Here is a 26,264-nt window from a genome sequence, read left to right on the forward strand (position 1 = left end):
GTGGCGGCCTGTTTCTCTGGCCGTCTTACACACAAACGCACTGGTTATAGGATCAAGCCTCACGGGCAATTAGTACTGGTTAGCTAAGGACATTACTGTCCGTACACACCCAGCCTATCAACGTCCTGGTCTCGAACGACCCTTTAGGGGAATCAAGTTCCCAGGGATATCTCATCTTAAGGCAAGTTTCCCGCTTAGATGCTTTCAGCGGTTATCTCTTCCGAACATAGCTACCCGGCGATGCCACTGGCGTGACAACCGGTACACCAGAGGTTCGTCCACTCCGGTCCTCTCGTACTAGGAGCAGCCCCCTTCAAATATCCAACGCCCACGGCAGATAGGGACCAAACTGTCTCACGACGTTTTAAACCCAGCTCACGTACCTCTTTAAATGGCGAACAGCCATACCCTTGGGACCGGCTACAGCCCCAGGATGAGATGAGCCGACATCGAGGTGCCAAACACCGCCGTCGATATGAACTCTTGGGCGGTATCAGCCTGTTATCCCCAGAGTACCTTTTATCCGTTGAGCGATGGCCCTTCCATACAGAACCACCGGATCACTATGACCTGCTTTCGCACCTGCTCGACTTGTGGGTCTCGCAGTTAAGCACGCTTATGCCATTGCACTATGAGCACGATTTCCGACCGTACTTAGCGTACCTTCGTACTCCTCCGTTACACTTTGGGAGGAGACCGCCCCAGTCAAACTGCCTACCATGCACTGTTCCCAATCCCGATTCAGGGACCAAGGTTAGAACCGCAAACAAACCAGGGTGGTATTTCAAGGGTGGCTCCACAAGAACTGGCGTCCCTGCTTCATAGCCTCCCACCTATCCTACACAGATTTGTTCACAATCCAATGCAAAGCTACAGTAAAGGTTCATGGGGTCTTTCCGTCTAGCCGCGGGGAGATTGCATCATCACAAACACTTCAACTTCGCTGAGTCTCGGGAGGAGACAGTGTGGCCATCGTTACGCCATTCGTGCAGGTCGGAACTTACCCGACAAGGAATTTCGCTACCTTAGGACCGTTATAGTTACGGCCGCCGTTTACCGGGACTTCAATCAAGAGCTTGCACCCCATCATTTAATCTTCCGGCACCGGGCAGGCGTCACACCCTATACGTCCACTTTCGTGTTTGCAGAGTGCTGTGTTTTTATTAAACAGTCGCAGCCACCAGTTTATTGCAACCCCTTCACCCTCCAGGCGCAGGCCTGTCAAGCTACAAGGGCGTACCTTATCCCGAAGTTACGGTACCAATTTGCCGAGTTCCTTCTCCCGAGTTCTCTCAAGCGCCTTAGAATACTCATCTCGCCCACCTGTGTCGGTTTGCGGTACGGTCTTGTTAGACTGAAGCTTAGAGGCTTTTCTTGGAACCACTTCCAATTGCTTCGCCGCTTTAAGCAGCTCGCCTCGTACCCTTGAATTCCGCGCCCGGATTTGCCTAAGCGCCTTCTCCAATACAAGGACCGGGACTTCCAACACCCGGACAACCTTCCGCGATCCGTCCCCCCATCGCATCTAACAATGGTGCAGGAATATTAACCTGCTTCCCATCAGCTACGCATTTCTGCCTCGCCTTAGGGGCCGACTCACCCTACGCCGATGAACGTTGCGTAGGAAACCTTGGGCTTACGGCGAGGGGGCTTTTCACCCCCTTTATCGCTACTCATGTCAGCATTCGCACTTCTGATACCTCCAGCATCCTTCTCAAGACACCTTCACAGGCTTACAGAACGCTCTCCTACCATGCAGATAAATCTGCATCCGCAGCTTCGGTGACTGGCTTAGCCCCGTTACATCTTCCGCGCAGGACGACTCGATCAGTGAGCTATTACGCTTTCTTTAAAGGATGGCTGCTTCTAAGCCAACCTCCTGACTGTTTTAGCCTTCCCACTTCGTTTCCCACTTAGCCAATCTTGGGGACCTTAGCTGGCGGTCTGGGTTGTTTCCCTCTTGACACCGGACGTTAGCACCCGATGTCTGTCTCCCGTGATTGCACTCTTCGGTATTCGGAGTTTGCTATGACGAAGTAATCCGCAATGGACCCAACAATCATTACAGTGCTCTACCCCCGAAGGTGATACACGAGGCACTACCTAAATAGTTTTCGGAGAGAACCAGCTATTTCCAGACTTGTTTAGCCTTTCACCCCTATCCACAGCTCATCCCCTAATTTTTCAACATTAGTGGGTTCGGACCTCCAGTACGTGTTACCGCACCTTCATCCTGGCCATGGATAGATCGTCTGGTTTCGGGTCTACGCCCAGCAACTAAAGCGCCCTATTCGGACTCGCTTTCGCTACGCCTTCCCTAGTCGGTTAAGCTTGCTACTGAACGTAAGTCGCTGACCCATTATACAAAAGGTACGCCGTCACCCCATTAAGAGGCTCCGACTGTTTGTATGCATGCGGTTTCAGGATCTATTTCACTCCCCTCCCGGGGTTCTTTTCGCCTTTCCCTCACGGTACTGGTTCACTATCGGTCGATTACGAGTATTTAGCCTTGGAGGATGGCCCCCCCATCTTCAGACAGGATTTCACGTGTCCCGCCCTACTTGTCGTACCCCTAGTTCCACACATAAGCTTTCGCATACAGGGCTATCACCTGCTATGGCCGCACTTTCCAGAGCGTTCTGCTAACTCACATGCTAAAAGGTACAAGGCTCTTCCCATTTCGCTCGCCACTACTTTGGGAATCTCGGTTGATTTCTTTTCCTGCGGCTACTTAGATGTTTCAGTTCACCGCGTTCGCTTCTCTTGACCTATGGATTCAGTCAAGGATGACCCATTCGGGCCGGGTTTCCCCATTCGGACATCTCCGGATCAAAGCTCGTTTGCCAGCTCCCCGAAGCTTTTCGCAGGCTACCGCGTCCTTCATCGCCTGTAATCGCCAAGGCATCCACCACATGCACTTATTCGCTTGACCCTATAACGAGTACGTCTGCATCGCTGCACACGTCACGCCATAGGTGAGTATCGGTGTTGTGCCGTATTCCAATTTCGTGCGCCTCTCTCAAGACACACTGCTTTGAGATACTTCTCGATACAATCTCAACCCAAATTTCGGCAGCATCCCGCACGCCATCTCTAACGCACAGCACGCCACCATTGAATTGAACTTCTTCCAAATTGTTAAAGAACGACAGCCGATTTAGATTCTCATCGAATCCATCAGTGTTAGGCCAAGCCTAAGCTAAAACGCACTCAGCGCACATCCTCGCGGATACGCAACAAATACCCTTTAGCTTAGGAATTGGTGGAGGTTGACGGGATCGAACCGACGACCCCCTGCTTGCAAAGCAGGTGCTCTCCCAGCTGAGCTAAACCCCCAAGACACCACTACTACTGTAGGTACATCCCTTAGTTCGTCACCCAACCACACCAGTTAGCGCAACCAACCAGACCAAGATGGTGGGTCTGGTTGGATTCGAACCAACGACCCCCGCCTTATCAAGACGGTGCTCTAACCGACTGAGCTACAGACCCTACAGCCTGTCGTATGACAGCCGATAAGCGTGAGCGCTTTAGCAACTTATGCTTCAAGCTCGAGAAAGGAGGTGATCCAGCCGCACCTTCCGATACGGCTACCTTGTTACGACTTCACCCCAGTCACGAATCCCACCGTGGTAAGCGCCCTCCTTGCGGTTAAGCTACCTACTTCTGGTGAAACCCGCTCCCATGGTGTGACGGGCGGTGTGTACAAGACCCGGGAACGTATTCACCGCGGCATGCTGATCCGCGATTACTAGCGATTCCAACTTCATGCACTCGAGTTGCAGAGTGCAATCCGGACTACGATCGGTTTTCTGGGATTAGCTCCCCCTCGCGGGTTGGCAGCCCTCTGTTCCGACCATTGTATGACGTGTGAAGCCCTACCCATAAGGGCCATGAGGACTTGACGTCATCCCCACCTTCCTCCGGTTTGTCACCGGCAGTCTCCTTAGAGTGCCCTTGCGTAGCAACTAAGGACAAGGGTTGCGCTCGTTGCGGGACTTAACCCAACATCTCACGACACGAGCTGACGACAGCCATGCAGCACCTGTGTATCGGTTCTCTTTCGAGCACCCCCTGATCTCTCAAGGGTTCCGACCATGTCAAGGGTAGGTAAGGTTTTTCGCGTTGCATCGAATTAATCCACATCATCCACCGCTTGTGCGGGTCCCCGTCAATTCCTTTGAGTTTTAATCTTGCGACCGTACTCCCCAGGCGGTCAACTTCACGCGTTAGCTACGTTACTAAGGAAATGAATCCCCAACAACTAGTTGACATCGTTTAGGGCGTGGACTACCAGGGTATCTAATCCTGTTTGCTCCCCACGCTTTCGTGCATGAGCGTCAGTGTTGGCCCAGGGGGCTGCCTTCGCCATCGATGTTCCTCCGCATATCTACGCATTTCACTGCTACACGCGGAATTCCACCCCCCTCTGCCACACTCTAGCCTGCCAGTCACAAATGCAGTTCCCAGGTTAAGCCCGGGGATTTCACATCTGTCTTAACAAACCGCCTGCGCACGCTTTACGCCCAGTAATTCCGATTAACGCTTGCACCCTACGTATTACCGCGGCTGCTGGCACGTAGTTAGCCGGTGCTTATTCTTCCGGTACCGTCATCAGCAAAGGATATTAGCCCTCGCCTTTTCTTCCCGAACAAAAGTGCTTTACAACCCGAAGGCCTTCTTCACACACGCGGCATTGCTGGATCAGGCTTGCGCCCATTGTCCAAAATTCCCCACTGCTGCCTCCCGTAGGAGTCTGGGCCGTGTCTCAGTCCCAGTGTGGCTGGTCGTCCTCTCAGACCAGCTACAGATCGTCGCCTTGGTAGGCCTTTACCCCACCAACTAGCTAATCTGCCATCGGCCGCCCCTATAGCGCGAGGTCCGAAGATCCCCCGCTTTCATCCTTAGATCGTATGCGGTATTAATCCGGCTTTCGCCGGGCTATCCCCCACTACAGGACACGTTCCGATGTATTACTCACCCGTTCGCCACTCGTCAGCGGAGCAAGCTCCCTGTTACCGTTCGACTTGCATGTGTAAGGCATGCCGCCAGCGTTCAATCTGAGCCAGGATCAAACTCTTAAGTTTAATCTCTGTTACTGTTTTCTATTCTTCCGAATAGGTCGCTCAACTCAAGAATCAACAAGTAGTACGAACCGAAATTCATACCCTTACTTCTTCTCTTGTGCGAGCTCTTGATACTTTTGCTTTGCGCTCATCGGCCTAAACCAACAAACGCGCATCCGTCACCAAGCGCCCACACTTATCGGCTGTAAATTTTTAAAGAACCGTTTAACGACTGGCTGGGCATTCCCTCGCACTAGGCGACCCGTCGATTCACCGCAAACACCACCACTTTTGCTCCACCGCGCTGTTTTGCTGCAGAACAGAAGCGAGATTATGTACCACCACCACCATCTCGTCAAGCAGTTTTTTTGTCACCCCCGGCAACGCGTCTCTCATCAACCCAGAAACCATCACCTGACAACACACACCGCTCAACCACCCAGCCTCAGCACCTGCAGACCAAGCCTACCCACACCAGCAACAAGAAAAGACCCTTCAAACCAAGTACCTTCTCTCACCACCGCCCCACCACCACAACAAACGCTTCGCCTTGTCTGCAGCGGGGAGCCGAATAATAGGACACACCCAGCAAACCTGCAAGTACTTTTGCGTTTTTTGTGAAATTGATAAGGCAACTGAATCGCGCACCCCGCGTCAGACAGCTTTCTGATCGATGCGCTCAAGGGAGAACCAGGATGCGCATGTCGTGCCATCACCATGCCACGACATGCGCGGCAAACCACGCGCGGCGTTTTTTACCGTCGGCGTCGATGATTGATAAGCAGGAACAACGCCATCAGGGCCAGAAAGCCAATGACCAGTCCCAGGGCATTACCAAGCACACGCTCAATGCCGAGACGTTCGACGTTGATGAACGGATAGGGATAGAAGTCCCTAAAACTGCCGCTCCACAACATGCAAAAAAGATAACCCAGCGGGTAGACCAACCACAGCCAAAGACGACGTGCATTTACAGTAAATCGAGGCACGTAAAGCATCCAATAGATCAGCGCCAAAATAGGCACGATGGTGTGCACCACCTCGTTGAGCACGGCACGCATGCCGGTAGGCGCCCAGTGACCACGCAGCAGCAGGTTATATCCGCAACCAACAAAAGCCAGATACAACGTCACAGCAGTAATCACCGACGCTCGGTAGCTCCACGGCGGCAACCATCGTTTAAGTGGTGTCATTGCAAGGAGCACGACGACAAAACAGACCGCCGACAAGGCAATCGTCAAATTTGTCAAATAGCTCGCGGTGCGAATAGCGCTTTCTGCCCAAGACCATCCTTGAGACATAAACCATGTCATTGTCTTGGTCACCTGGCCTACTGCACCAAAGCACGACAGCACCGCCAAGACCGTTACCAAACCGACAGCCCCAGGCTTCAGACGCACATTCGATTCATACGGCGGCGTCGGCAGGGGTGCCGGCGCGTTGTTTGCAACGTCATCGACGGACGCATTGGCAGGCGTGGACGGCGCAACACGGCTGCCCGTCGGCAGATGTTCCCTCGCCGAGCGGTTCCCGCCGTAGCGCGATGAAGACAGGGGTTCCGTTGGTGTACGCATGGCGGTAGTTTAAGCCCGAAACGAAACCGGATCAAAGATAGGCCCGACGGACGGCCCCTTCTACAGTCAGCTTTCAAACGCCACCGCGACGCTGCGTCTCCGAAGGCGTCATGCCGAATAACTGGCGATAATCCGCGGTAAATTGGCTGTGATGCCAAAAGCCCCATTCCGCCGCGATTTCCTGCACCGTCCGTCTCTCCGACATCACGGATGATCGCGAAAGACCCGCTTCGTCGCCCTTCGAGAAGGCTCCCAACGGTAAAGTTGATGACACCTTCACCGCCTCGGACAATAACGCGCGACGCACGCCGTTAAGACGCGTCGCACGCAGATACCGCTGCGGGCTCATGCCATAGATACCTTGAAAACAATATTGCAATGTCCGGCGACTCGCGCGCAGCGCCGTGCATAACTCCGGAATACCGATAGGCCGTTCTCGATTGTCCAGCACATATTGCCTCGCCGTATCGACTATCCATCGTCGATGCGGCTTCGGCATTGCAGGGATCGGTGCGACGTCTCCCGCCTGGCGCAAGCCGCTCGCAAGCAGCCGCAACACCTCATCTTGAAAATGCGCTGCCTGGAAGGGTGATAGACGTTCCGCCACACCAAAACTGTGTTCCGCGCAAAGGACGCGATACATGACCTCCCGCAGCGCATCGAGGGCGGTCAACTCGAAACGCACAAGATCGTCGCGGATTCCACCCGGGACATCCGGACAGTCATGCATCTCATGCATGACCTCGCGCCACGCGCTTTCCGTTATGACGATGCCAAAAATACGGAACCGGGACGGCGTGACCAATTCAAAATCCCGATCGCCCTGCTGGCAAGCGACCATGTCGACATCAATCGAACGCGCACGTATCTTTGCGCAGATGCAACCGAGGTCCTCCGCCCCCTCTTCCACGGGCACCATTGTCCCTGGCGCCGGCAAATGCCGATCCTTCCCGTCGAACGATGTCAGACGCCTGTCTGGAATGCCGAACCAGATCGCGCCAGATCGAACGCGACATGCCTGGCGCAACGCCTGACTCGTTGTTTCAGAGAAAAAATGAAAGCCATTTGACTGCCATTCGGTAAGCGAGCCTGAAAAAGGCCCGGTGCTAAGCTGGTCATATTGCTGCGTCCATCCCGAAATGGCGTCCGCCTGGATATTGGGGTCCGCGGAAACATGGCGCATGATTCGCGCGCTATCACTCGCATGTACCGCAGCAACGCGCTCCACGTCCGGGACGTTCGCGGCGGGCTGCACGCGCGCGGCATCAGCGGCCCATGCCATCGCGGGAGCACGGGTGCGCGGCTCGCGCGCGCGGTGTGACGCACTGGACATGATCGTCATTGTCGTTTCTCTCCGCCGAACGACTGAAATCATCGCATCGAAACACGGGGATGGCGAAACCGGACGCACCGGTTTCAATTCATACGCCAGTGTAGAAAGAAAAAAATAACGGTGCGCGCCCACGACGGGGCGCAGCTAGAACTACAGGGAGTGCAGGCAGCATTATTAGTCAGACGTGGGCGCCGGGAGTGCTCCAGGATCGGCAATGCGCGTCAGCAACGCGTCACTGTCGTCTTTCAGTTGAACGCCCGTCAGCTTGAGGCGTCGCGCCTCGGTGAGCAGATGGCATAACTTGAATGCGGCGGCGTCATATCCCAAACCTTCAGGACGGACGTTCGAGATGCAGTTGCGCTGCGCATCACTGGTACCGCGCCGTGGCGCATGGGTCAAATAAAGGCCGAGGCTGTCAGGAGAACTCAGCCCCGGTCGCTCGCCAATCAGCATGACCACGAGACGGGCATGCAGCAACTCACCCACGTCATCCCCCAATGCCACTCGCGATTGCGTTGCAACCACCACAGGAGCGATCCGCCAATCTGTCAGACGCTTTCGGACGCATTGCAACAATGGCACCGCATGACGGTCTGCGGCTTGGGATGATAAACCGTCCGCCACGACGAAAACCACATCCCATCGAGGGGCCGCCTCGCCATCGCGTCCGCGTTCCGATACGGCCGCTTCCGCAGCACACGCCCGCAACTGTTCGGCGCTGTCGTCGGCAAGGCGTCGGCCAAGGTCAGGTCGACGAAGGTATTCAAGACGATCCTTTGCAGCACTGCGGACACGCAATGCCTCGAACCCCGCGCTCTGCAGCGCCTGCAGGAGAGACGAGACGTCGAGCGGCTGGTGGACGGCGTCGCGTGCCTGCGCATGCGCGAGATTGAACGCGAGCAACGGCGTGGTAGGCATGCTGTTTCCCGCACGCCCCAAGGCAATGCGTGCGCCCGTGAACTGTCGCAACGCATCCCAAGGATTGGATTGCAGGGTCGGTTTGTCTCGCATTGAATCCGTATTTTCCAGTTCACGCCACTAGGCGTCGATCCATTGCTGCGCCAATAGCGGCTGCATCGCAGATGCAGGGAGGATGCGTCCCGCGCGATCCGCGATACGCATCGACTCGAGCCAGGCCTCGAACTCAGGCGCACGCCCTAGACCAAGCACCGATCGCGTGTACAACGCATCGTGAAATGACGTGCTCTGGTAATTCAACATGACGTCATCCGCGCCGGGCACCCCCATGATGAAGTTGATGCCTGCCACGCCAAGCAGCGTCAGCAGGTTATCCATGTCGTCCGAATCCGCTTCCGCATGGTTCGTGTAGCAAATATCGCATCCCATTGGCACGCCCAACAATTTACCGCAGAAATGATCCTCCAGGCCGGCTCGGGTGATCTGCTTACCGTTGTAGAGATATTCGGGACCGATAAACCCTACAACCGTATTCGTGAGCAAGGGATGAAATCTGCGTGCAACGCCATATGCGCGGGTTTCACACGTTTGTTGGTCCACGCCATGGTGTGCATCGGCTGACAACGCACTGCCCTGCCCTGTCTCGAAATACATCACGTTCTGTCCGACCGTCCCCCGCTGCAGCGACAAGCCTGCTTCGTACGCTTCCTGCAAAACCGACAACGTTACGCCGAAACTCGCATTCGCTTTTTCAGTGCCTGCGATGGATTGGAAAACGAGATCGACCGGCGCGCCGCGTTCAATCGCTTGAATCGTATTTGTCACATGGGTCAAGACACAGGTCTGCGTCGGTACATCGAACCGTTGGCGAAACTCGTCCATCATCACCAACAAGGTAGTGATGGCATGCAAGCTGTCACTTGCCGGGTTGATGCCGATAACGGCGTCGCCACAACCATACATCAAGCCATCCAGCATCGATGCGGCGATACCGCGTGCATCGTCGGTTGGGTGATTAGGTTGCAAGCGAACGGCCATGCGTCCCGGGAGTCCAAGCGTATTACGGAAACGCGTAATCACCGGCCGCTTTTTTGCGCCAAGAATCAGATCCTGATTCCGCATGATCTTGGAGACCGCTGCGACCATCTCCGGCGTCAGACCTTTGGCGACATCACACACCGCTTCCGACGACGTGGCATCCGACAGGATCCAATCTCGAAAATCGCCGACATTCAGATGGGAAATGGGCTCGAAAGCCGACAAGTCATGATCATCGATGATCAGACGCGTGACTTCGTCGTCTTCATACGGTATCAACGCCTGCTGCAGAAACGTCTTCAGCGGAACAGCGGCCAGCGCCATCTTTGCCGCCACGCGCTCTTCTTCGGATTGTGCACTGACGCCGGCCAGTTGATCGCCGGAGCGTTCCGGCGTTGCCTTAGCCATCAACGTTTTCAAATCGTCGAACACGTAACGGCGACTGCCAATGATTTCGGAGAACGCCATCATCTACTCCTCAAAGAAGCGGGCGGCACACATCGCATTACGCATCTCATGCCGCGCAAATCGAGAGAAGGCGACAGCGTCGTCTCGCCTCTCCATGCCGCCGCACACACGCAATCAGGGGTGCCGCTCAACGACAGCCGTATCGTTTTCCGCAAATTCCGCACTGGCGATAGCATCAGGCGACGCATGCAGGTCGCGCTGATTTCGCGTGGCAAGGAAGTACGCAAAACCGATCACTACGATCACCGCGAAGATGCCGGCAACAAGCGCATTGAAATACACCATCGTCACCAGACACAGCACCGCCGCGCACAGTGCGAATGCTGGAAAAATCGGAAACAACGGTGCCTTGTAAGGACGTGCCATTCCCGGTTCCGTGCGACGCAGCTTGAATAGCGCCGCCATGCTGATGATATACATCACGATGGCGCCGAATACGGACATCGTCACGATATTCGCCGTCAGTGTCTGGCCGGCGAACTGAATCAGGTTATCACTATAGATGGCCGCAATCCCAATGACCCCGCCAGCAAGGATGGCACGGTGGGGCGTCTTGAAACGCGGATGCACTTTCGCCAGTGCAGGCGGGAGATAACCCGCCCGGGCAAGCGCGAATATCTGACGCGAATATCCCAGAATAATGCCGTGAAAAGAAGCCACCAGGCCGAACAAACCTAGCCAGACGAGCATATGCAACCAATTACTGTTGTCACCAACGATGTATTTCATTGCTTGCGGCAATGGGTCGTTGATATTCGACAGCTTGGACCAATCGCCTGCGGCGCCCGCGAACACCATGACGCCGATGGCAAGAAGCACGAGCGTGATGATACCTGTCACGTAAGCGATAGGAATCGATCGACGCGGATTACGCGCCTCCTCCGCAGCCATTGCCACCCCCTCGATGGCAAGAAAGAACCAGATGGCAAAAGGAATCGCCGCAAAAATTCCCGAAAAACTGCCTAACGTGAAGTGATCGGCGCCGGACCATCCCCCTTTTGTGAAGTTCGCGAGTTGGAAACCCGGCGATACCACCCCCATGAATACGAGCAATTCGAAGATCGCCAGCACCGTTACGCATAACTCAAATGCCGCGGCGACCTGCACACCAACGATATTGAGTGCCATGAAGATGATGTAGGCTCCCACCGCGGCATTTTTGGGATCAAGGCCGGGAAACTGCACATGGAGATAGGCCCCGATCGCCAGCGCGATGGCAGGCGGCGCGAAAACAAATTCGATCAGCGTCGCAATGCCGGCGATATAGCCGCCAACGGGGCCAAACGCACGGCGCGCATAGGCAAACGGTCCACCTGCGTGCGGTATCGACGTCGTCAATTCCGTAAAGCTGAAAATGAAGGTGGCGTACATCGCCGCAATGAAGATGGCGGTCACTAGAAAGCCCAGCGTCCCCGCCGAAGCCCAGCCATAACTCCATCCAAAATACTCCCCGGAAATCACCAGACCTACGGCGATTCCCCAGAGTTGCCAGGTTCCCAGCGTTTGCTTCAAGGCTTGCGGCGCGGCAGGTAGTGCCGCCGAAGCGTTCATATCGGGCGTCATGGTATCCCCAGGTAACGTATGCGGTTTTCTTATTGGCACACTCGCCCAATGGCGGGGCCGCCTGTTTCCGCTACAGCGCCTTCACGCGCGGGAAATTGAATCACTCGATTCGAACACGCTGAAAATGGGGAGAGTTAGCGAAATTCGGCATAAATGTGAGATTTGCGGCGAACGTCCGCCACCTTAACGCACTGTTGGGTGGGCCGAGCAGTGGCACTGTCGACATGCCTCTCGCGTACCGCGTCTACGTACATCGCGGACGCCACGCCACGCGTACAATCGGACAACTTTTTAATGTGTGGGCAAGCGCGCCCTGCACGGGGCGTTGGCTTACCGCATGCGCCCTTACCGCATCGTCAAATAACAGGATTTTCCATGCATGAGCAGGCTTCTTCCCCGGTTCGCCGTCTATCCCCCTCCGCGGAGCGAAATCGCGATCCGATATTGCATGTCTTGACACGCGTTTTACCCAAGTCCGGCACGGTACTTGAGATAGCGAGTGGTACCGGCCAGCATGCCGTGCATTTCGCTGCTGCACTACCTGCCATCACTTGGCATCCAACCGATGTGGATGCCACTGCACGTGACTCGATAGAAGCGTGGCGCAAGCATGCAGCGCTCCCCAATCTCGCCGCACCGTTATCCTTGGATGTGCACCAATTTCCTTGGCCTTTGCCGGCATCGGCTGAATCGCTCGCGGCAATCGTGTGCATCAATATGATTCATATCTCCCCTTGGACTGCGGCGCAGGCATTATTCGATGGGGCGCAACGGTATTTGGCGGCGGACGGCGTGTTATGTCTTTACGGGCCTTATCGGCGCAACGGCGCGCATACGGCACCCAGCAATGCGGTGTTCGATGCGCAATTGCGCGCGACGGATGAGCGCTGGGGCATTCGCGATCTGGCCGATGTCGAAGCGCTCGGAACCGCGGCAGGCTTGCACCTCGCGGAAGTCGTCGACATGCCCGCCAATAATTTAACCTTGGTCTTTCGACGCGTTTGATGGGTACCTCGCATTGATCACATCGGACTGTGGCGGCGCGGCAAACCGATGCCCGACGTAGAATGAGGCGTTGGCATGGGGACAACCCTTTTCGTTTTCTTTTTAATCAGGCAATGAATTTATGAAGTCACTGAGCGCATTTCTTCTGGTCGCCGCGGTATCCACCTCCGCGTTCGCTGCCGCTCCGACAACCGAGACCCTGCCGTCCGGTGTCGTCGTGCAACAGCTCGTTCAAGGCACCGGCGCACAACCCAGCGCATCGGACAAAGTGACGGTGAACTACAAGGGCACCTTGTCCGATGACACCGTTTTCGATAGCTCCGCCCAACATGGCGGCCCGGCGACGTTCGGCCTGAACCAGGTAATTCCATGCTGGACGCAGGGTGTGCAGAAAATGAAGGTCGGCGGAAAGGCAAAGCTGACGTGCCCGGCAGCCACTGCCTACGGTAGCCGGCAAGTCGGCCCGATCCCGCCGAATAGCGCATTGACGTTCGAAATCGATCTGCTGAAGGTTGGCGGCTGAATCCAAGCGAAGAGCGATGCGCACGCAGCGCTACCGCATGCCGCATGCCGCATGCCGCATGCCGCATGAAAGTTGAGCGTGCTACGATTTTTCATCATTCATCGGACGGGAGTGCGTCATGCCGGAAATCGTCGTTTATGCCGCCGCGGGTAAAACCCCGGAACAGAAGAAGCAACTGATGCTGGGCATCACCGAAGCGGTTGAAAAATCATTTCAGGTGCCGAAAGAGTCAGTCGTCGTTTCAATAGTAGAAACGCCGAAAGCCGATAAGATGAAAGCAGGTGTGTTGTTTAGCGAACGGTAATGCCGTGGCTGTTTGGGGGCGCACCCCCGATGGTGCCGTGCTGTCGAGGGACACTAGATCGGCGCGTCGGCAGCGCATTCCGCCGCAAGCAGAGCGTCCTGCAAAAACGCGCGATGCTCGACAAGCTCAGTAATCGCGCATTCGTCCGGTAAATAAAAGCCCGCGAAGCCTTGCGCTATCGCGGGTTTGACATGCTCCGAGGTAACCCTCGGACTAGTATTTGGTGCCGGCTGCCAGACTCGAACTGACCACCTGATGATTACAAATCAACTGCTCTACCAGATGAGCTAAGCCGGCGGAACCGCGATTCTACCCGATTTTCGCGATCATTTGACAACCTTCAACCGCGGACGGTTCGGCGGCTTGGGATTATCGTCTGATCCGTCCCCATCTTCGTGCGATTCACTGTCGCTTTCAGACGACTTCTCGGAAAAATCCGCCACTGCGGCAGGCTCCCCGTCGCCAGCGCCATCACCGTCGATGGACCGCAGCGTTGTCTCCGCGCGCCGTTCAGACGGCACGGCCGACAGCACGATGTTGCCTTTCGCATCCGGCGGCGTCAGCGCACGCGCTTCGTCGGAGGTGTCGTCCCGCGCTACTTCCGAGCCCCCCACGTCCGTGTGCACATCCGCGCCTTCCTCCACCGGAAACGCCATCCCCTGGCCGTTTTCGCGGGCATAGATCGCAAGCACATTGCTTACAGGCACTTCGATCTTGTGCGCCGTGCCGCCAAACCGCGCATTGAACTCGATCCAGTCATTCTTCATTTGCAACCCGTTGGTCGCATCGAAGCTGATATTCAACACAATCTCGCCATCTCGCACGAATTGCGTCGGCACACGTGTGCGCTGATCCACCCGTACCGCAATGTGCGGGGTGAACCCATTATCCGTGCACCACTCATATAGTGCACGCAACAAATAAGGCTTTGTCGATGTATCGGACATCCGTTTTCCTCCGCGATCGTCCCATCCGGTTGATTCTCGCCATCGGGTACGGCAAGCTGCCGCACCGCGTCCGCCTTGCACTGTCACTCCGGCCCGAACCGAGCCGGTACCGCGAATCGCCAAGGCGCGGCGATATCATCCCCTACGATCAACGACGCATTACCTTCTCGGAAGGCGTCAGCGCTTCGATGTACGCCGGACGGCTGAAAATGCGCTCCGCATACTTCAGCAACGGCGCCGCGTTTTTCGACAACTCGATGCCGTAATGATCCAGGCGCCACAGCAACGGAGCGATCGCGATGTCCAGCATCGAATATTCGTCACCCAGCATGTGCTTGTTCTTCAGGAAAATCGGCGCCAACTGCGTCAACCGGTCCCGAATCGCCAGACGTGCACGCTCATGCGCCTTTTCCACAACCGCTGCGGCGTTCTCGCCATCCTTGGACGTCGCCTTGCGATTCTCCAATGTGTCGACGTGCGTGAACAACTCCTTCTCGAAGTTCTGCAGGAACAACCGCGCACGCGCGCACTGCACCGGATCAGGCGGCATCAACTGCGGATGCGGGAAACGCTCATCGATATATTCGTTGATGATGTTCGACTCATACAGAATCAAATCGCGCTCGACCAGGATGGGTACCTGGCCATAAGGGTTCATCACCGCGATGTCTTCAGGCTTGTTGAACAAGTCCACATCACGAATTTCAAAATCCATGCCCTTTTCAAACAACACCAAACGGCAACGCTGCGAGAACGGGCACGTCGTGCCCGAGTACAAAACCATCATGTCCGGAATCCTCTGAAAACCGAATGGGCGCAGCTATGCCACGGTACGACATCGCTGTGTCACCGTGGTCAACCCGCGCACCTCAGACGCGTATTATGCCTATTTGGTTCGCAAAAGTCGCGCTTTTCCTGCAACGCCCCTTCATCTGCATTCAATTAATATTAAACAACCGACTTTTTGTCGACATTGCGTCATAACGTGATTTTCAGAAAAAGCGGGAATCTGGCCATTTCCCCGTGCCCTGACGCGCCTAACGCACCCGCTAATTTTGTTGATTCGATGGCTTTTTACGACGCCAATATGCGCGTGCAAGTCGCCAGGACGAAAAGCAGAACAGCGCCAGAAACCCGATGACCCACGGCCCGATCCGATGGCGATCGATCATCGACGGATCGGAAATCCATCCAAGATACGCCACCAAATCCGATAACGCATCGTCATATGCGTCAGCAGTCATCGATCCGGGCGCGAGCTGTTTAAAACCCACAAACTTCCTTGTTGGCAACGCACCGGGCGATGCAGCAGCGCCATCCTGCTCGTGAAACACGGCGAGGCGCGGGCCGTGCAAACCCGCCAGGACATCGGGCATTGCGACATCGGGAACAAGCAGATTATTCGCCCCCATCGGTCGCGACGGGTCGGTGTAGAAGCTGCGCAGATAGGTGTACACCCAGTCAGCGCCGCGAGCCTGGACGATCGATGACAAGTCCGGGGGCACCACGCCGAACGCGGCTTGTGCCGCGGAGGCGGGCATCGCCGGCACCATCGGCGCCGACATCGCCGCTCCCGACGGATTCAAGGCCTTCATCACCTCATCGCGACTGAACCCCAAATCCTGTAATTGCCCCACACGGACCGATGACACGGCATGGCAGCCCGCGCAGTACGTCGCATACATCCGTGCCCCGCGACGCAGCGCGGCAAGATCAGCATGCTGGCTTGTCGGTGCCACCAGCGAAATGGGCGCCTGCGCGACGACCGTTGCAGAGGCGGAAACCGACGTACCAACATCGGCGGCATGGCCGTTCGTCAGCGCACCGAGTATCAATCCCATCGCCAGCAGCATTGCCCAGACCGCCCGCGCTGCGCGCGGTCCCGCCACGACACCTCGGGCCTCCGATCGCCGCCAAGCGTCGGACCATGGCAATGCACCTGACACCAACGCCATTGCAAACCGTTCCGCAGTACGACTCACTGTTGCGCCTCCGTGTTCCCCGGGTCTCGCGCATGGGCCGCGCTCCCACCATCGCCGCTAACAAGACGCGTCGGAACCGGTTGGAACGGGCCTCGGACACTCCAGTACGGCATACCCAGGAAGAATGCGAAATACACGCATACCGCCGCCTGCGACAGCACCGTCACCGCCCCCCCTGCCGGCAGGCCGCCAAGGATGCCCAATCCGACGAAGGCCATGGCCACCGCCCCATACCAGATACGTTGATACAGCGGCCGATACCGAATCGAGCGCACCGGCGAACGGTCGAGCCACGGCACGACGCACCACACACCCACCGCGCCGAACATCAGTAAGACACCCCAAAGCTTCGCCTGCGTCGACAGTAGCGCCGCCGCCAGCAACAAGGCAATGACCGCGCGCCTAATGGCGCAACGTCGACCATCCTTGCCGCTGACACGTTTTCCCGTCAGCAGACCCGACACGCCCCACAACGCCGCCACCGCCGTCATGCCCCATTGAAAGGGCTCGGTCACCGCGCGCAACACCGCATAGAACGGCATGAAATACCAGACCGGCGTGATGTCTTCCGGGGTACTTAACGGATCCGCAGGCAGCGCGTTAAGCGGTTCGACGAAGTAACCCTGCATCGTCGGCGCGTAGAAGACGATGACGGCGAAGAGCAACAGGAAGAGCGCCGCCGCGAGCAGGTCCTTTACGACAAAGTACGGATGAAACGGCAGCGTATCCGCCTCCCGCGCGGCACGGCTCGCGGCGTCTTCACCGGACGGTAGATCAATGCCGTCCGGGTTATTCGATCCCACCTGCCGCAACGTGGTGAGGTGCAAGCCGACGATCAGCAGCAAGGCGATCGGCACGGCTACCACGTGAAAAGCGAAAAAACGATTCAGCGTGGCATCGGAAATCGTGGCGCCGCCCCGGAGCCAGGTGGCAAAACCCTCCCCCACGCCCGGAATCGCCGAGAAAAGATGAACGATGACCTGCGCGCCCCAATACGACATCTGCCCCCACGGCAGCAAGTAACCAAAGAACGCCTCGGCCATGACCAGCAAAAACGTCAGGCACCCGGCCAGCCATACCAGCTCGCGAGGCCGCTGATACGAGCCATAGAGCAAACCGCGAAACAGATGGAGGTACAGCACGACGAAGAACAACGATGCGCCCGTGGTATGCACATACCGAATCAACCAGCCCCAACGCACATCGCGCATGATGCGGTCGATCGAGGCGAATGCCAGCCCGGCATCAGGCTTGTAGTGCATCGTCAGAAACAGGCCGCTGACGTACTGGATCACCAGCACCAACGTCGCGAGCGACCCGAACACGTACCAGAAATTGAGATTCCTCGGTACACGATAGTGGCTCATGTGCTTACGCCAGAACGCGCGCACCGGCAAACGCGCATCAACCCAATCGATCAACGCATGCGCCCAGGAACGATCCGGATCACCATCGATTTTCACGCGTCCCCCTGTTCGTCGCGCCCAATCAGCAATCGCGTGGGCGTTTCATACATATGGCGCGGGATATCCAGATTCTGTGGCGCAGGCTTGTTCTTGAATACCCGCCCCGCCAGATCGAACGTCGATCCATGACAGGGACAGAGCCAGCCGCCAGGCCAATCGTTGGGCAGATGGGGCTGCGCGCCCGGCGTGAAACGTGGCGCGGGTGTGCAGCCCAGATGCGTACACACCCCCACCAGCACGATGATCTCCGGATGCTCGGCGCGCGAACGATAAGGGTTGGCGCAGTATGCCGGCAGTGGCATCGAATACGGATGCGCCGTCAACGGGTCCACCAAGTCCGGCACAGCGGCAAGGACGTCTCGCATCATCTCGGGCGTGCGATGCAACACCCACACCGGCACGCCTCGCCAGCGCACCGTCACCATCTTGCCGGGTGCCAGTCCAGCGATATCCACCGTCACCGGACCCGCTGCTTCCTGTGCGGCCTCCGTTGGTGACAGCGATCGCACCAGCGGGATCACTGCAACGACACCGCCAGCAGCCGCGAGCGCGGTCGTGGTGGCCATCCACATCCGACGCGCACGATGGACGCCCTCTATGCGGTCATCATCGCCAGTGCCCCGCGTGCCTTCGGCATGGGGGTCCGGTTGTTCGTGCCGCCGGGGGTCGGGCGATTCATCTGGATACGGCATCAAAGCCCAAAAAGAAAGCAGTGTCGGAAACAGCGCCCACGCACGCGATGTCGCCAGGCCGGGCGCGTCGTCGTGCCGCCGATTCACACCGGATTGAAGACATCGAAGAATTGGTGCGTGACACCAAACATATCGGCGATACGCTCGCCGACAGCCTGCACACCGTAGCGTTCGGTGGCATGATGCCCCGCAGCAATATACGCCACCCCGGTCTCACGTGCGATATGCGTGGTTTGCTCCGAGATTTCGCCGCTGATATAGACATCGACGCCGGCAGCCACCGCCTCGTCGAAATAGCCTTGCGCGCCGCCGGTACACCAGGCCACGCGACGCACCTCCACTTGGGCGTCGCCAATCACCAACGGCGCACGGCCCAGCGTGTTCTCGATGTGCTTCGTCAACGATTCGAGGGTGACCGGAAACGGCAGCGCCGATGACCACCCCATGTCATCCGGCCCGAACCGGCCATCGGCGATCCAGCCAAGGCGCTTGGCCAATTGCACGTTGTTGCCCAGCTCCGGATGCGAATCGAGCGGTAAATGATAGGCAAACAAACTGACGTCCGCCTGCATCAGCCTACGCAGGCGCGCGGCCTTCATACCGGTGATGGCGGGGCGCTCGTTCTTCCAGAAATAGCCGTGGTGCACCAGGATCGCGTCCGCGCCCCATTCGAGCGCCTGGTCCAGCAACTCCATGGACGCCGTGACACCGGTGGCAAGCTTCGCGACCTTGCGGCGGCCTTCAACCTGCAAGCCATTCGGGGCGTAGTCGCGGAACCGCCCGATTTCCAGTAGATTGTTCAGATACAATTCCAGTTCATTTCGGTCCACAATGCCGTCCACGATTCGGTCCTCGATTCGATAAAAGCGTTAATTCGTCAGGTCGGTCATGCCCGAACACCCCGAAATTCAGGTTATTCGTCTCGATGCTCAAGCGCTGCTGGTTATTGTTCGCACAGGCGGTCACCGTCCTGCTGGCCATACTCTTCGTGATCTCCACGTTGAAGCCGGAGTGGCTGCCGCATCGCGGCTGGTCCTCGCATCCCGCCGGTTCCGCTGAAACCGGCCCGGATACGGCCGACACCGCCTCCAGCGCCGCCGGCCGCGTCGGAAACCCTGCGCAAGGGCCACCGTCTCTGGCGGACCAATTGTTGCACGGACGGCAGCGCGCGGACAGCGGTACGTCCTACGCGGACGCGGCGCAGAAAGCCATGCCCGCCGTCGTCAACGTCTATTCCACGAAAGGCGCGCCCAAGAGCAAGGCACACGATCCGCGGTTGAACGATCCGCTGTACCGCTACCTCTACGGCAAGCGCCGCCAGGAACGCGCGCCTTCCGCAAACCTCGGCTCCGGCGTCATCGTCAGCCCAGAAGGATACATCCTGACGAACCAGCACGTGATCGATGGCGCGGACGAAATCGAGATCGCATTGGCCGATGGCCGCAAGACGCACGCCAAAGTCATCGGTTCCGATCCGGATACGGACCTCGCCGTGCTGAAGATCGACCTGCAGCACCTGCCGACCGTCAGTTGGGGCGATCTCGATCACACACGCGTGGGCGACGTCGTGCTCGCCATCGGCAACCCGTTCGCCGTCGGCGAAACGGTAACGATGGGGATCGTCAGCGCGCTCGGCCGCAATCACCTGGGGATCACCCCGTTCGAGAACTTCATCCAGACCGACGCGGCGATCAATCCGGGCAATTCAGGGGGCGCGCTGATCAATACCGACGGCGACGTCATCGGCATCAATACGGCCATCTACTCGCGCAGCGGCGGTTCACTCGGCATTGGTTTCGCTACCCCGGTGACCACGGCACGAATGGTCCTCGACAGCATCATCAAGACCGGAAGCGTGACACGTGGCTGGATCGGTGTCGAACCGCAAGATCTGACGAAGCAAGTCGCGCAAGCGTTTCACCTGGATCAGCATAGCGGCGCCATTGTCGCCGGTTTGCTGCAGGGCGGACCGGCGGACAAGGCCGGCATCCGTCCGGGCGATATTATCGTCGGCGTGAACGACACGAAAGTGACGGAGACCGTTTCCCTGCTCAATGCCGTGGCGCAGATTGCACCGGGCACGGATGCGACGATGCATATCATCCGCAAGGGCAAGCCGATGGATATCACCGTCCAGATCGGCAAGCGCCCACGGCCCTTGAAGAGCAGCAACGACGACGAGTAAGCCATTTGCCGCAATGGAGCGGCACCGATGGCCGTGAGCCGCCACAGCAAAATGCCGCGTCTGGCGCGGCATTTTGCATTGCCCCCCCGATCATCAGCGCTTAGTCACGACGCACGGGCAGGGTTTCCGCAGGTGCGTCATCCCGCTTGGGCACAAAGAAACGCGCGGCTATCAGGCCTACCTCGTAGAGCAACACCAGCGGCACGGCGAGGATCAGTTGGGACACCACGTCAGGCGGCGTTACCACCGCGGCAATGATGAAGGCGCCTACCACGACGTACGCGCGGATTTCCTTCAGCTTCTTCAGCTCGACAAATCCCATCCGCACCAGCAGGACGACGAGAATCGGCACCTCGAACGTCACGCCGAAGCACAGGAACATCGTCAACGCGAAGCTCAGATAGTTGTCGATGTCCGTGGTCATTTCCGCGCCCAATGGTGCGTTGTAATGCGCCATGACACGGAAAATCGTCGGGAACACGACAAAGTAGGCAAATGCCATCCCGCTCAGGAACAAGATGTAGCTGCTGCTGACCAAGGGCATGATCAGCCGCTTTTCGTGCAGGTACAGTCCCGGCGCGACAAAGGCCCACAATTGATACAGGACAATGGGCAGCGCGATGACAAAGGCAACCATCATCGTTACTTTCATCGGCACGAAAAAAGAGCCGGTGACGTCGGTGACGATCATCTTGCCGTCCGCCGGCAGGTTCTGCAGCAATGGCCGCGCCAACAGCTTGAAGATGTCCGGTGCCCAGTAGACCAAACTGACGAAAACGACGATCACGGCGATACCCGCCCGCATGATCCGATCTCGTAATTCGACCAGATGCGAAATGAAACTTTCCTCGCCCACCGAGCCATCGGCGGCAGCGTTCTGCTGCGATGGGTGTTCTGATTTATTCGGGTCGCTCACGCCTGCCTCGCGCCTACTGCAATGCTTTTGGAAACCACGTCTTGAAGACCCCGGTCAGAGAAAACGCGTCGGCGGACGGCTGCTGTCCACCGCGCGATGACGCGCCACGCGCGCGGCACCCGACTGCAGTTGCGAACGGATGCCTTGTGCACGCTTGTACCACACCGGTTGTGTCGCCTGTTTGACGCGCCAATTCCGTCGACGGGCGGGCAGCGGGCCCGCCCTATAGCGCAGACCGTCGTTTTCACGTGCGGCCGCGTCACGCAGGTCGCTGGCAGCCAGGTTCGCCGCATGCTCGGCCGCAGGCAGCGATGATCCACCAAAAGGTATCGTTGCCCCCGTATCCGTCTCGTCATAGACACTATAGCCGGAGGGGTTCAGCCCGCCACCGATGTGGCTCGATTCCCCGGTGTGCGTGGACAGCGCCGCCTGGGTACCGGGAGCGGGGTCGGGGGATAACGATCGCCACGTATCATTCAATGACGATTCCGCCTCTTTCATCGATGCACCGACACCACGCAGCGATTCCTCGGTCGCACGCATATGCGTGTTGACGGAGCCGTGCATGTCCCGGGCCGCGTCTTCAAACTGGGATTTGGCCGCCTTCAGGTCGGACATGTCCATCTCGCGCGCGACCTCGGCCTTGACATCGTTGATATAGCGTTGAGCACGCCCGAGCAACAGGCCTGCCGCGCGTGCCACGCGAGGCAGGCGCTCCGGCCCGATCACGACAAGCGCAACAACGCCGATGATCGCGAGTTTTGACAATCCAAGATCAAGCATGGCGTTTTGTGGCGTTCGTTAGGACGTTGACGTGAGAGGATCATACCTGGGACATTGGCGCGCATGCGGCAAGGCGATCGCGTCGGCCGGTGCGGTCATCGCGTCGTCCACGCAATCAAGCGTCCGAACGGCGATTGCATCTGACCGTGCATCACGCCGCCGGCCCTCGGATCGCCGGCTCACTTGGCCGGCCACCATGCAACAGCCAGTCAAAACCGGGGGAATCGCCCAAAGCGAAGGCGTCCGAAACCACCTCCCACTCGAACACTGCCCTGGCAACCTGGCGTGTGCAGCATGCGACGCCGCCACCCACGCGGCCTGGTGCGACACCACGCCAACGCGCGCGATGGCGCGGGCTGGCGGCAACCGCTTAATGTTGGCTGCTACGCTCTTTCGCGTCGACGTCGACGGTGTCCTTCGCGCGCGCGATCGACTCGCCACGCGGGGGTGCATTTTCGCCGTTTGCTGGCGCGTCGGCGTCTTTCATGCCTTCCTTGAAGCCCTTGACCGCACCGCCGAGGTCGGAACCCATGTTACGGAGTTTCTTCGTGCCGAATACCAACGCCACGATAACCAGCACGATCAGCCAATGCCAAATACTCAGCGAACCCATTACCCTTCTCCGATTACTTCCCGCCGAAAAGGCGGCAAGCCTTACCTGCCATGCGTCGCGGTCCGCCCGTCATACCCGCATCCCGCGACGTCAGGGACTATGCCACAGGGAAAATACCTTGTCGCATGATCGTGTTATGCACACAACGGCCGTCAAACCAGCCTATCCATCGCGCGATGTCAGTTCATTCGCGCCCAGGGACGTGGGCCACCGAGAATATGCGCGTGCAAATGATATACCTCTTGTCCACCATTGGGTCCGGTATTGATGACCGTCCGGAACCCCGTTTCACCGCCCGTATAGGCACATCCCAATTCGGCGGCCAGGCGGGATGTCAGGACCAGCATTCTACCAAGCAACGGCGCGTCGGCATCCGTCACCGCCGAAAGCGTCTCGATGTGCCGTTTCGGAATCACCAGGGCATGGGTCGGTGCGGCAGGCCGGATGTCATGAAATGCATAAAACTCGTCGTCCTCGTAGATCTTCTTGCTCGGAATCTCACCACGGACGATTTTGCAGAAAATGCAGTCGTGTTCGCTCATCGGTTTCTCGCTAAAGCCGGTTTCGTGATTCCCGGTCACATCCGCCGGTCAGAACCAGCGTCCCAACACCGGCTTGCTTTCCAACAGGCGCAACCATCCTTTGACACAGCGGTAGATATACCAGATTGAAACGACAAACAGGAGTCCGGCACCGAAATGGTTCCAAAACATCGACCATCCAACGACACTCCCGACCAGCGTCCACCAGAAGGTTCGGGTCCTCCAGACGGAATGGGATAAATAGACGGTGCCCCGCATCGCGGGCCGACGCACGTAGTCGATGATGAGCGCCACGATGCCGGCCAATCCCCCCGTGAACGGGCTGAAGGCGTATAAGGCGTACAGGATGTGCGATAACGTCCGGAGCGTCGCAATATCCTCGCCTCCGGACGATACGTCACGGTAATCGGCGCCGCCAAGACCTGAGCCACCGCCGCCGAACCGGGCATCAAAGGTGTCATCGCCCGGACCGCGGCCACCAAACCGGCCATCCCCTCGCCCGCCTGGGCCACCCTGCGCCTCCGCGCGCGCTTGCTCGCGTTGGCGGCGAGTCCTATCGTCCAGGACGACTTCACTGACAATCTCGACCGTTTCGGCTTCCTGCTTCCTGCGTTCGAACTCGCTCATCTGCCCCTCGCTTTTGGTCAGTGACCGGATTGCTCTCGTTCCTTGACCTTCCGCAACGCCTTTTCCTCAAGACCCGGCAGGCCTTCGCGTCGCGCCAGTTCCGCCACCACATCCGCCGGGGTCAGGTCGAAACGGGATAGGGCAATCAAGCAATGGAACCACAGATCGGCGACCTCGCCGACCAATCCGGCGGGCGCGGCGCCATGACGCACGTCCTTCGCCGCCATGACCACCTCGCAGGCTTCCTCGCCGATCTTCTTCAGGATCGCGTCATCGCCCTTGTGGAACAGGCGCGCCACGTACGAGGCATCGGGGTCCCCCCCTTTTCTGCCGTCGATCGTCGCGCCGAGGCGCGCCAACACGTCACCCAGCGCGATCTGGGATGATGCCTCCCCCGGCTCGGCGCCCGATATCGTAACGGCCGCAGCCTTGTCATTACTCATTTGTAGATCTGCTCCGGGTCTTTCAGGACAGGGTCGACGCTCACCCAACCACCAGTCTGCGGGTCGCCCTGGAATTGCTGGAAAAAGCAGGAATGCCGTCCGGTATGGCAGGCGATGCCGGATACCTGCTCGACTTTCAGCAGGACGACGTCCTCATCGCAGTCCAGACGCACGTCATGCACATGCTGTACATGGCCGGATTCCTCCCCTTTGAACCACAGCCGTTTGCGTGATCGGGAGTAATACACCGCGCGGCGCAACGCCACCGTCTTCGCAAGTGCCTCGCGGTCCATCCACGCGAACATCAGTACGTCATTGCTCTTATGATCCTGCGCGATCACCGGCACCAGCCCGGCTGCGTCCCATTTGATGCAATCGAGCCAGACAGGAAGCGTCGGCGCGTTGCTCGATACATTTACCGCGGTACGGTTGTCCATCATGTGCTCTCGGAGTCCGGCATGGAGATGTCATGGCCCGTGGGCCTTTAATCGATACTTACAAACGTACCGGAATCCCGCGCTCGGCCATGAAACGCTTCGCCTCGCCGACGGAATATTCGCCGTAATGGAAGATACTCGCGGCCAGCACGGCATCGGCATGACCTTCCGTGATGCCTTCCGCCAGATGCGCAAGATTGCCCACGCCGCCGGAAGCAATCACGGGGACCGATACCGCATCTGAGACAGCGCGTGTCAGTGCGAGATCAAAGCCCCGCTTCGTACCGTCCTGATCCATGCTGGTCAGCAGGATTTCGCCGGCACCCAGTTGCGCCATTTTGACTGCCCACGCGACCGCATCCAGGCCGGTGGCGCGACGACCGCCATGCGTGAAGACTTCCCAGCGCGGCGCAGCATCGACGCCCTCATCGCTTACCCGCTTGGCGTCGATGGCCACGACAATGCATTGGGAGCCGTATTTGTCCGCGGCGTCCGCAACCAGTTGCGGATTGGCGATGGCCGACGAGTTGACGCTGATCTTGTCCGCACCGGCATTCAGCAGGCGACGATAGTCCTCCACCGCGCGCACGCCGCCGCCGACTGTCAGGGGAATGAACACCTGCGAGGCAACGGCCTCGATGATCGGCAGGATCAGGCCGCGCTCATCCGAGCTTGCGGTGATATCGAGGAATGTCAGTTCGTCGGCCCCTTCGGCATCGTAGCGGCGGGCAATCTCCACCGGGTCGCCCGCGTCACGCAACTCGAGGAAGTTGACGCCCTTGACGACGCGACCGGCGTTGACGTCCAGGCACGGGATGATGCGTTTCGCGAGCGCCATC

General features: G+C 58.2%; 23 protein-coding genes, 3 tRNA genes and 2 rRNA genes. 4 read left to right on the top strand and 24 right to left on the bottom strand.

Going from position 1 to position 26,264, the window contains the following annotated elements:
• Positions 1-48 precede the first annotated feature (48 nt).
• From SJQ66_RS27970 to eat, 9 genes are all read right to left on the bottom strand, one after another.
• Positions 49-2,932 (bottom strand): 23S ribosomal RNA (locus SJQ66_RS27970).
• Positions 2,933-3,260: 328 nt separating this feature from the next.
• Positions 3,261-3,336: transfer RNA gene (locus SJQ66_RS27975), tRNA-Ala, on the bottom strand.
• 79 nt (positions 3,337-3,415) lie between these two features.
• Positions 3,416-3,492 (bottom strand) — tRNA-Ile (locus SJQ66_RS27980).
• A 64-nt stretch (positions 3,493-3,556) separates the two neighbouring features.
• Positions 3,557-5,087, bottom strand: a 16S ribosomal RNA gene (locus SJQ66_RS27985).
• The 16S and 23S rRNA genes sit together here with 2 tRNA genes alongside, the layout of an rRNA operon.
• A gap of 734 nt (positions 5,088-5,821) precedes the next feature.
• Positions 5,822-6,421: a Pr6Pr family membrane protein gene (locus SJQ66_RS27990; protein ID WP_320535394.1), complete on the bottom strand. Its 600-nt coding sequence runs from the start codon at positions 6,419-6,421 to the stop codon at positions 5,822-5,824.
• A gap of 292 nt (positions 6,422-6,713) precedes the next feature.
• Entirely contained in the window at positions 6,714-7,982 is a 1,269-nt protein-coding gene (locus SJQ66_RS27995) for a helix-turn-helix domain-containing protein (RefSeq protein WP_320534819.1), read from the bottom strand.
• Between the two features lie 165 nt (positions 7,983-8,147).
• Complete coding sequence (eutC, locus tag SJQ66_RS28000) at positions 8,148-8,984, bottom strand: ethanolamine ammonia-lyase subunit EutC (RefSeq protein ID WP_024901912.1); 837 nt, start codon at positions 8,982-8,984, stop codon at positions 8,148-8,150.
• Between the two features lie 27 nt (positions 8,985-9,011).
• Positions 9,012-10,397, bottom strand: a complete 1,386-nt coding sequence (locus SJQ66_RS28005) for an ethanolamine ammonia-lyase subunit EutB (RefSeq protein ID WP_320535395.1) — start codon at positions 10,395-10,397, stop codon at positions 9,012-9,014.
• A gap of 114 nt (positions 10,398-10,511) precedes the next feature.
• On the bottom strand, positions 10,512-11,960 hold the full coding sequence (gene eat, locus SJQ66_RS28010) for an ethanolamine permease (RefSeq protein WP_024901914.1): 1,449 nt from the start codon (positions 11,958-11,960) through the stop codon (positions 10,512-10,514).
• 375 nt (positions 11,961-12,335) lie between these two features.
• Here eat and SJQ66_RS28015 point away from each other — a divergent pair, with 375 nt between their 5' ends.
• The 3 genes from SJQ66_RS28015 (at position 12,336) to SJQ66_RS28025 (ending at position 13,792) form a co-directional block, all read left to right on the top strand.
• On the top strand, positions 12,336-12,965 hold the full coding sequence (locus SJQ66_RS28015; RefSeq protein ID WP_320534820.1) for a DUF938 domain-containing protein: 630 nt from the start codon (positions 12,336-12,338) through the stop codon (positions 12,963-12,965).
• 121 nt (positions 12,966-13,086) lie between these two features.
• The gene (locus SJQ66_RS28020; RefSeq protein WP_320534821.1) at positions 13,087-13,488 is read left to right on the top strand and encodes an FKBP-type peptidyl-prolyl cis-trans isomerase; all 402 of its coding nucleotides are present in this window, start codon (positions 13,087-13,089) and stop codon (positions 13,486-13,488) included.
• A 118-nt stretch (positions 13,489-13,606) separates the two neighbouring features.
• Positions 13,607-13,792, top strand: a complete 186-nt coding sequence (locus tag SJQ66_RS28025; protein WP_024901917.1) for a tautomerase family protein — start codon at positions 13,607-13,609, stop codon at positions 13,790-13,792.
• A 221-nt stretch (positions 13,793-14,013) separates the two neighbouring features.
• Here SJQ66_RS28025 and SJQ66_RS28030 read toward each other — a convergent pair.
• The 7 genes from SJQ66_RS28030 to SJQ66_RS28060 form a co-directional block, all read right to left on the bottom strand.
• Positions 14,014-14,089, bottom strand: a tRNA-Thr gene (locus SJQ66_RS28030).
• A 29-nt stretch (positions 14,090-14,118) separates the two neighbouring features.
• Positions 14,119-14,739, bottom strand: coding sequence for a ClpXP protease specificity-enhancing factor (locus SJQ66_RS28035; RefSeq protein ID WP_024901918.1), 621 nt, complete (start codon positions 14,737-14,739; stop codon positions 14,119-14,121).
• A gap of 148 nt (positions 14,740-14,887) precedes the next feature.
• Complete coding sequence (locus SJQ66_RS28040) at positions 14,888-15,526, bottom strand: glutathione S-transferase N-terminal domain-containing protein (protein ID WP_024901919.1); 639 nt, start codon at positions 15,524-15,526, stop codon at positions 14,888-14,890.
• Positions 15,527-15,788: 262 nt separating this feature from the next.
• Positions 15,789-16,721, bottom strand: coding sequence for a cytochrome c1 (locus tag SJQ66_RS28045; RefSeq protein WP_320534822.1), 933 nt, complete (start codon positions 16,719-16,721; stop codon positions 15,789-15,791).
• Positions 16,718-18,178, bottom strand: coding sequence for a cytochrome b (locus SJQ66_RS28050; protein ID WP_407691581.1), 1,461 nt, complete (start codon positions 18,176-18,178; stop codon positions 16,718-16,720). The genes SJQ66_RS28045 and SJQ66_RS28050 overlap by 4 nt, the downstream gene beginning before the upstream one ends.
• 2 nt (positions 18,179-18,180) lie before the next feature.
• The gene (gene petA, locus SJQ66_RS28055) at positions 18,181-18,759 is read right to left on the bottom strand and encodes a ubiquinol-cytochrome c reductase iron-sulfur subunit (RefSeq protein ID WP_046153622.1); all 579 of its coding nucleotides are present in this window, start codon (positions 18,757-18,759) and stop codon (positions 18,181-18,183) included.
• Between the two features lie 203 nt (positions 18,760-18,962).
• Complete coding sequence (locus tag SJQ66_RS28060) at positions 18,963-19,709, bottom strand: Nif3-like dinuclear metal center hexameric protein (protein ID WP_024901923.1); 747 nt, start codon at positions 19,707-19,709, stop codon at positions 18,963-18,965.
• Between the two features lie 95 nt (positions 19,710-19,804).
• Here SJQ66_RS28060 and SJQ66_RS28065 point away from each other — a divergent pair, with 95 nt between their 5' ends.
• Entirely contained in the window at positions 19,805-21,064 is a 1,260-nt protein-coding gene (locus SJQ66_RS28065) for a Do family serine endopeptidase (RefSeq protein WP_036007445.1), read from the top strand.
• A gap of 100 nt (positions 21,065-21,164) precedes the next feature.
• On the opposite strand, the gene tatC is transcribed toward SJQ66_RS28065, so the two are convergent.
• The 8 genes from tatC to hisF all read right to left on the bottom strand — a co-directional run bounded on the left by tatC (position 21,165) and on the right by hisF (position 26,263).
• Positions 21,165-21,980, bottom strand: a complete 816-nt coding sequence (gene tatC / locus SJQ66_RS28070; protein WP_024901924.1) for a twin-arginine translocase subunit TatC — start codon at positions 21,978-21,980, stop codon at positions 21,165-21,167.
• A 54-nt stretch (positions 21,981-22,034) separates the two neighbouring features.
• Entirely contained in the window at positions 22,035-22,763 is a 729-nt protein-coding gene (gene tatB, locus SJQ66_RS28075) for a Sec-independent protein translocase protein TatB (protein ID WP_046153605.1), read from the bottom strand.
• Positions 22,764-23,133: 370 nt separating this feature from the next.
• Positions 23,134-23,376, bottom strand: a complete 243-nt coding sequence (gene tatA, locus SJQ66_RS28080) for a Sec-independent protein translocase subunit TatA (protein WP_024901927.1) — start codon at positions 23,374-23,376, stop codon at positions 23,134-23,136.
• A 179-nt stretch (positions 23,377-23,555) separates the two neighbouring features.
• Positions 23,556-23,918, bottom strand: a complete 363-nt coding sequence (locus SJQ66_RS28085; protein WP_024901928.1) for a histidine triad nucleotide-binding protein — start codon at positions 23,916-23,918, stop codon at positions 23,556-23,558.
• 48 nt (positions 23,919-23,966) lie between these two features.
• A complete protein-coding gene (locus SJQ66_RS28090) occupies positions 23,967-24,545 on the bottom strand; it encodes a DUF4870 family protein (RefSeq protein WP_024901929.1) in 579 nt (192 codons plus the stop codon).
• A gap of 17 nt (positions 24,546-24,562) precedes the next feature.
• Positions 24,563-24,988 (bottom strand): phosphoribosyl-ATP diphosphatase, encoded by a 426-nt coding sequence (locus tag SJQ66_RS28095; protein WP_082102933.1) that lies wholly within the window; start codon positions 24,986-24,988, stop codon positions 24,563-24,565.
• Positions 24,985-25,425, bottom strand: coding sequence for a phosphoribosyl-AMP cyclohydrolase (gene hisI, locus SJQ66_RS28100; protein WP_024901931.1), 441 nt, complete (start codon positions 25,423-25,425; stop codon positions 24,985-24,987). Before hisI ends, SJQ66_RS28095 begins: the two co-directional genes overlap by 4 nt.
• Positions 25,426-25,483: 58 nt before the next feature.
• Positions 25,484-26,263, bottom strand: coding sequence for an imidazole glycerol phosphate synthase subunit HisF (gene hisF, locus SJQ66_RS28105; RefSeq protein WP_024901932.1), 780 nt, complete (start codon positions 26,261-26,263; stop codon positions 25,484-25,486).
• Position 26,264: the final 1 nt, after the last annotated feature.

The organism is Robbsia andropogonis (genome assembly GCF_034047095.1).
Lineage (GTDB): Bacteria > Pseudomonadota > Gammaproteobacteria > Burkholderiales > Burkholderiaceae > Robbsia > Robbsia andropogonis.

Bases quoted from the DNA above. Each gene is read 5' to 3' on its own strand.
- SJQ66_RS28020 (WP_320534821.1), top strand. From the start codon at position 13,087: ATGAAGTCACTGAGCGCATTTCTTCTGGTCGCCGCGGTATCCACCTCC.
- eat (WP_024901914.1), bottom strand. From the start codon at position 11,960: ATGACGCCCGATATGAACGCTTCGGCGGCACTACCTGCCGCGCCGCAA.
- SJQ66_RS28040 (WP_024901919.1), bottom strand. From the start codon at position 15,526: ATGATGGTTTTGTACTCGGGCACGACGTGCCCGTTCTCGCAGCGTTGC.
- tatA (WP_024901927.1), bottom strand. From the start codon at position 23,376: ATGGGTTCGCTGAGTATTTGGCATTGGCTGATCGTGCTGGTTATCGTG.
- SJQ66_RS28085 (WP_024901928.1), bottom strand. From the start codon at position 23,918: ATGAGCGAACACGACTGCATTTTCTGCAAAATCGTCCGTGGTGAGATT.
- SJQ66_RS28090 (WP_024901929.1), bottom strand. From the start codon at position 24,545: ATGAGCGAGTTCGAACGCAGGAAGCAGGAAGCCGAAACGGTCGAGATT.
- hisI (WP_024901931.1), bottom strand. From the start codon at position 25,425: ATGGACAACCGTACCGCGGTAAATGTATCGAGCAACGCGCCGACGCTT.
- SJQ66_RS28095 (WP_082102933.1), bottom strand. From the start codon at position 24,988: ATGAGTAATGACAAGGCTGCGGCCGTTACGATATCGGGCGCCGAGCCG.
- tatB (WP_046153605.1), bottom strand. From the start codon at position 22,763: ATGCTTGATCTTGGATTGTCAAAACTCGCGATCATCGGCGTTGTTGCG.
- SJQ66_RS28065 (WP_036007445.1), top strand. From the start codon at position 19,805: ATGCTCAAGCGCTGCTGGTTATTGTTCGCACAGGCGGTCACCGTCCTG.
- SJQ66_RS28005 (WP_320535395.1), bottom strand. From the start codon at position 10,397: ATGGCGTTCTCCGAAATCATTGGCAGTCGCCGTTACGTGTTCGACGAT.
- petA (WP_046153622.1), bottom strand. From the start codon at position 18,759: ATGTGGATGGCCACCACGACCGCGCTCGCGGCTGCTGGCGGTGTCGTT.
- SJQ66_RS28035 (WP_024901918.1), bottom strand. From the start codon at position 14,739: ATGTCCGATACATCGACAAAGCCTTATTTGTTGCGTGCACTATATGAG.
- SJQ66_RS27995 (WP_320534819.1), bottom strand. From the start codon at position 7,982: ATGACGATCATGTCCAGTGCGTCACACCGCGCGCGCGAGCCGCGCACC.
- eutC (WP_024901912.1), bottom strand. From the start codon at position 8,984: ATGCGAGACAAACCGACCCTGCAATCCAATCCTTGGGATGCGTTGCGA.
- SJQ66_RS28015 (WP_320534820.1), top strand. From the start codon at position 12,336: ATGCATGAGCAGGCTTCTTCCCCGGTTCGCCGTCTATCCCCCTCCGCG.
- SJQ66_RS28025 (WP_024901917.1), top strand. From the start codon at position 13,607: ATGCCGGAAATCGTCGTTTATGCCGCCGCGGGTAAAACCCCGGAACAG.
- hisF (WP_024901932.1), bottom strand. From the start codon at position 26,263: ATGGCGCTCGCGAAACGCATCATCCCGTGCCTGGACGTCAACGCCGGT.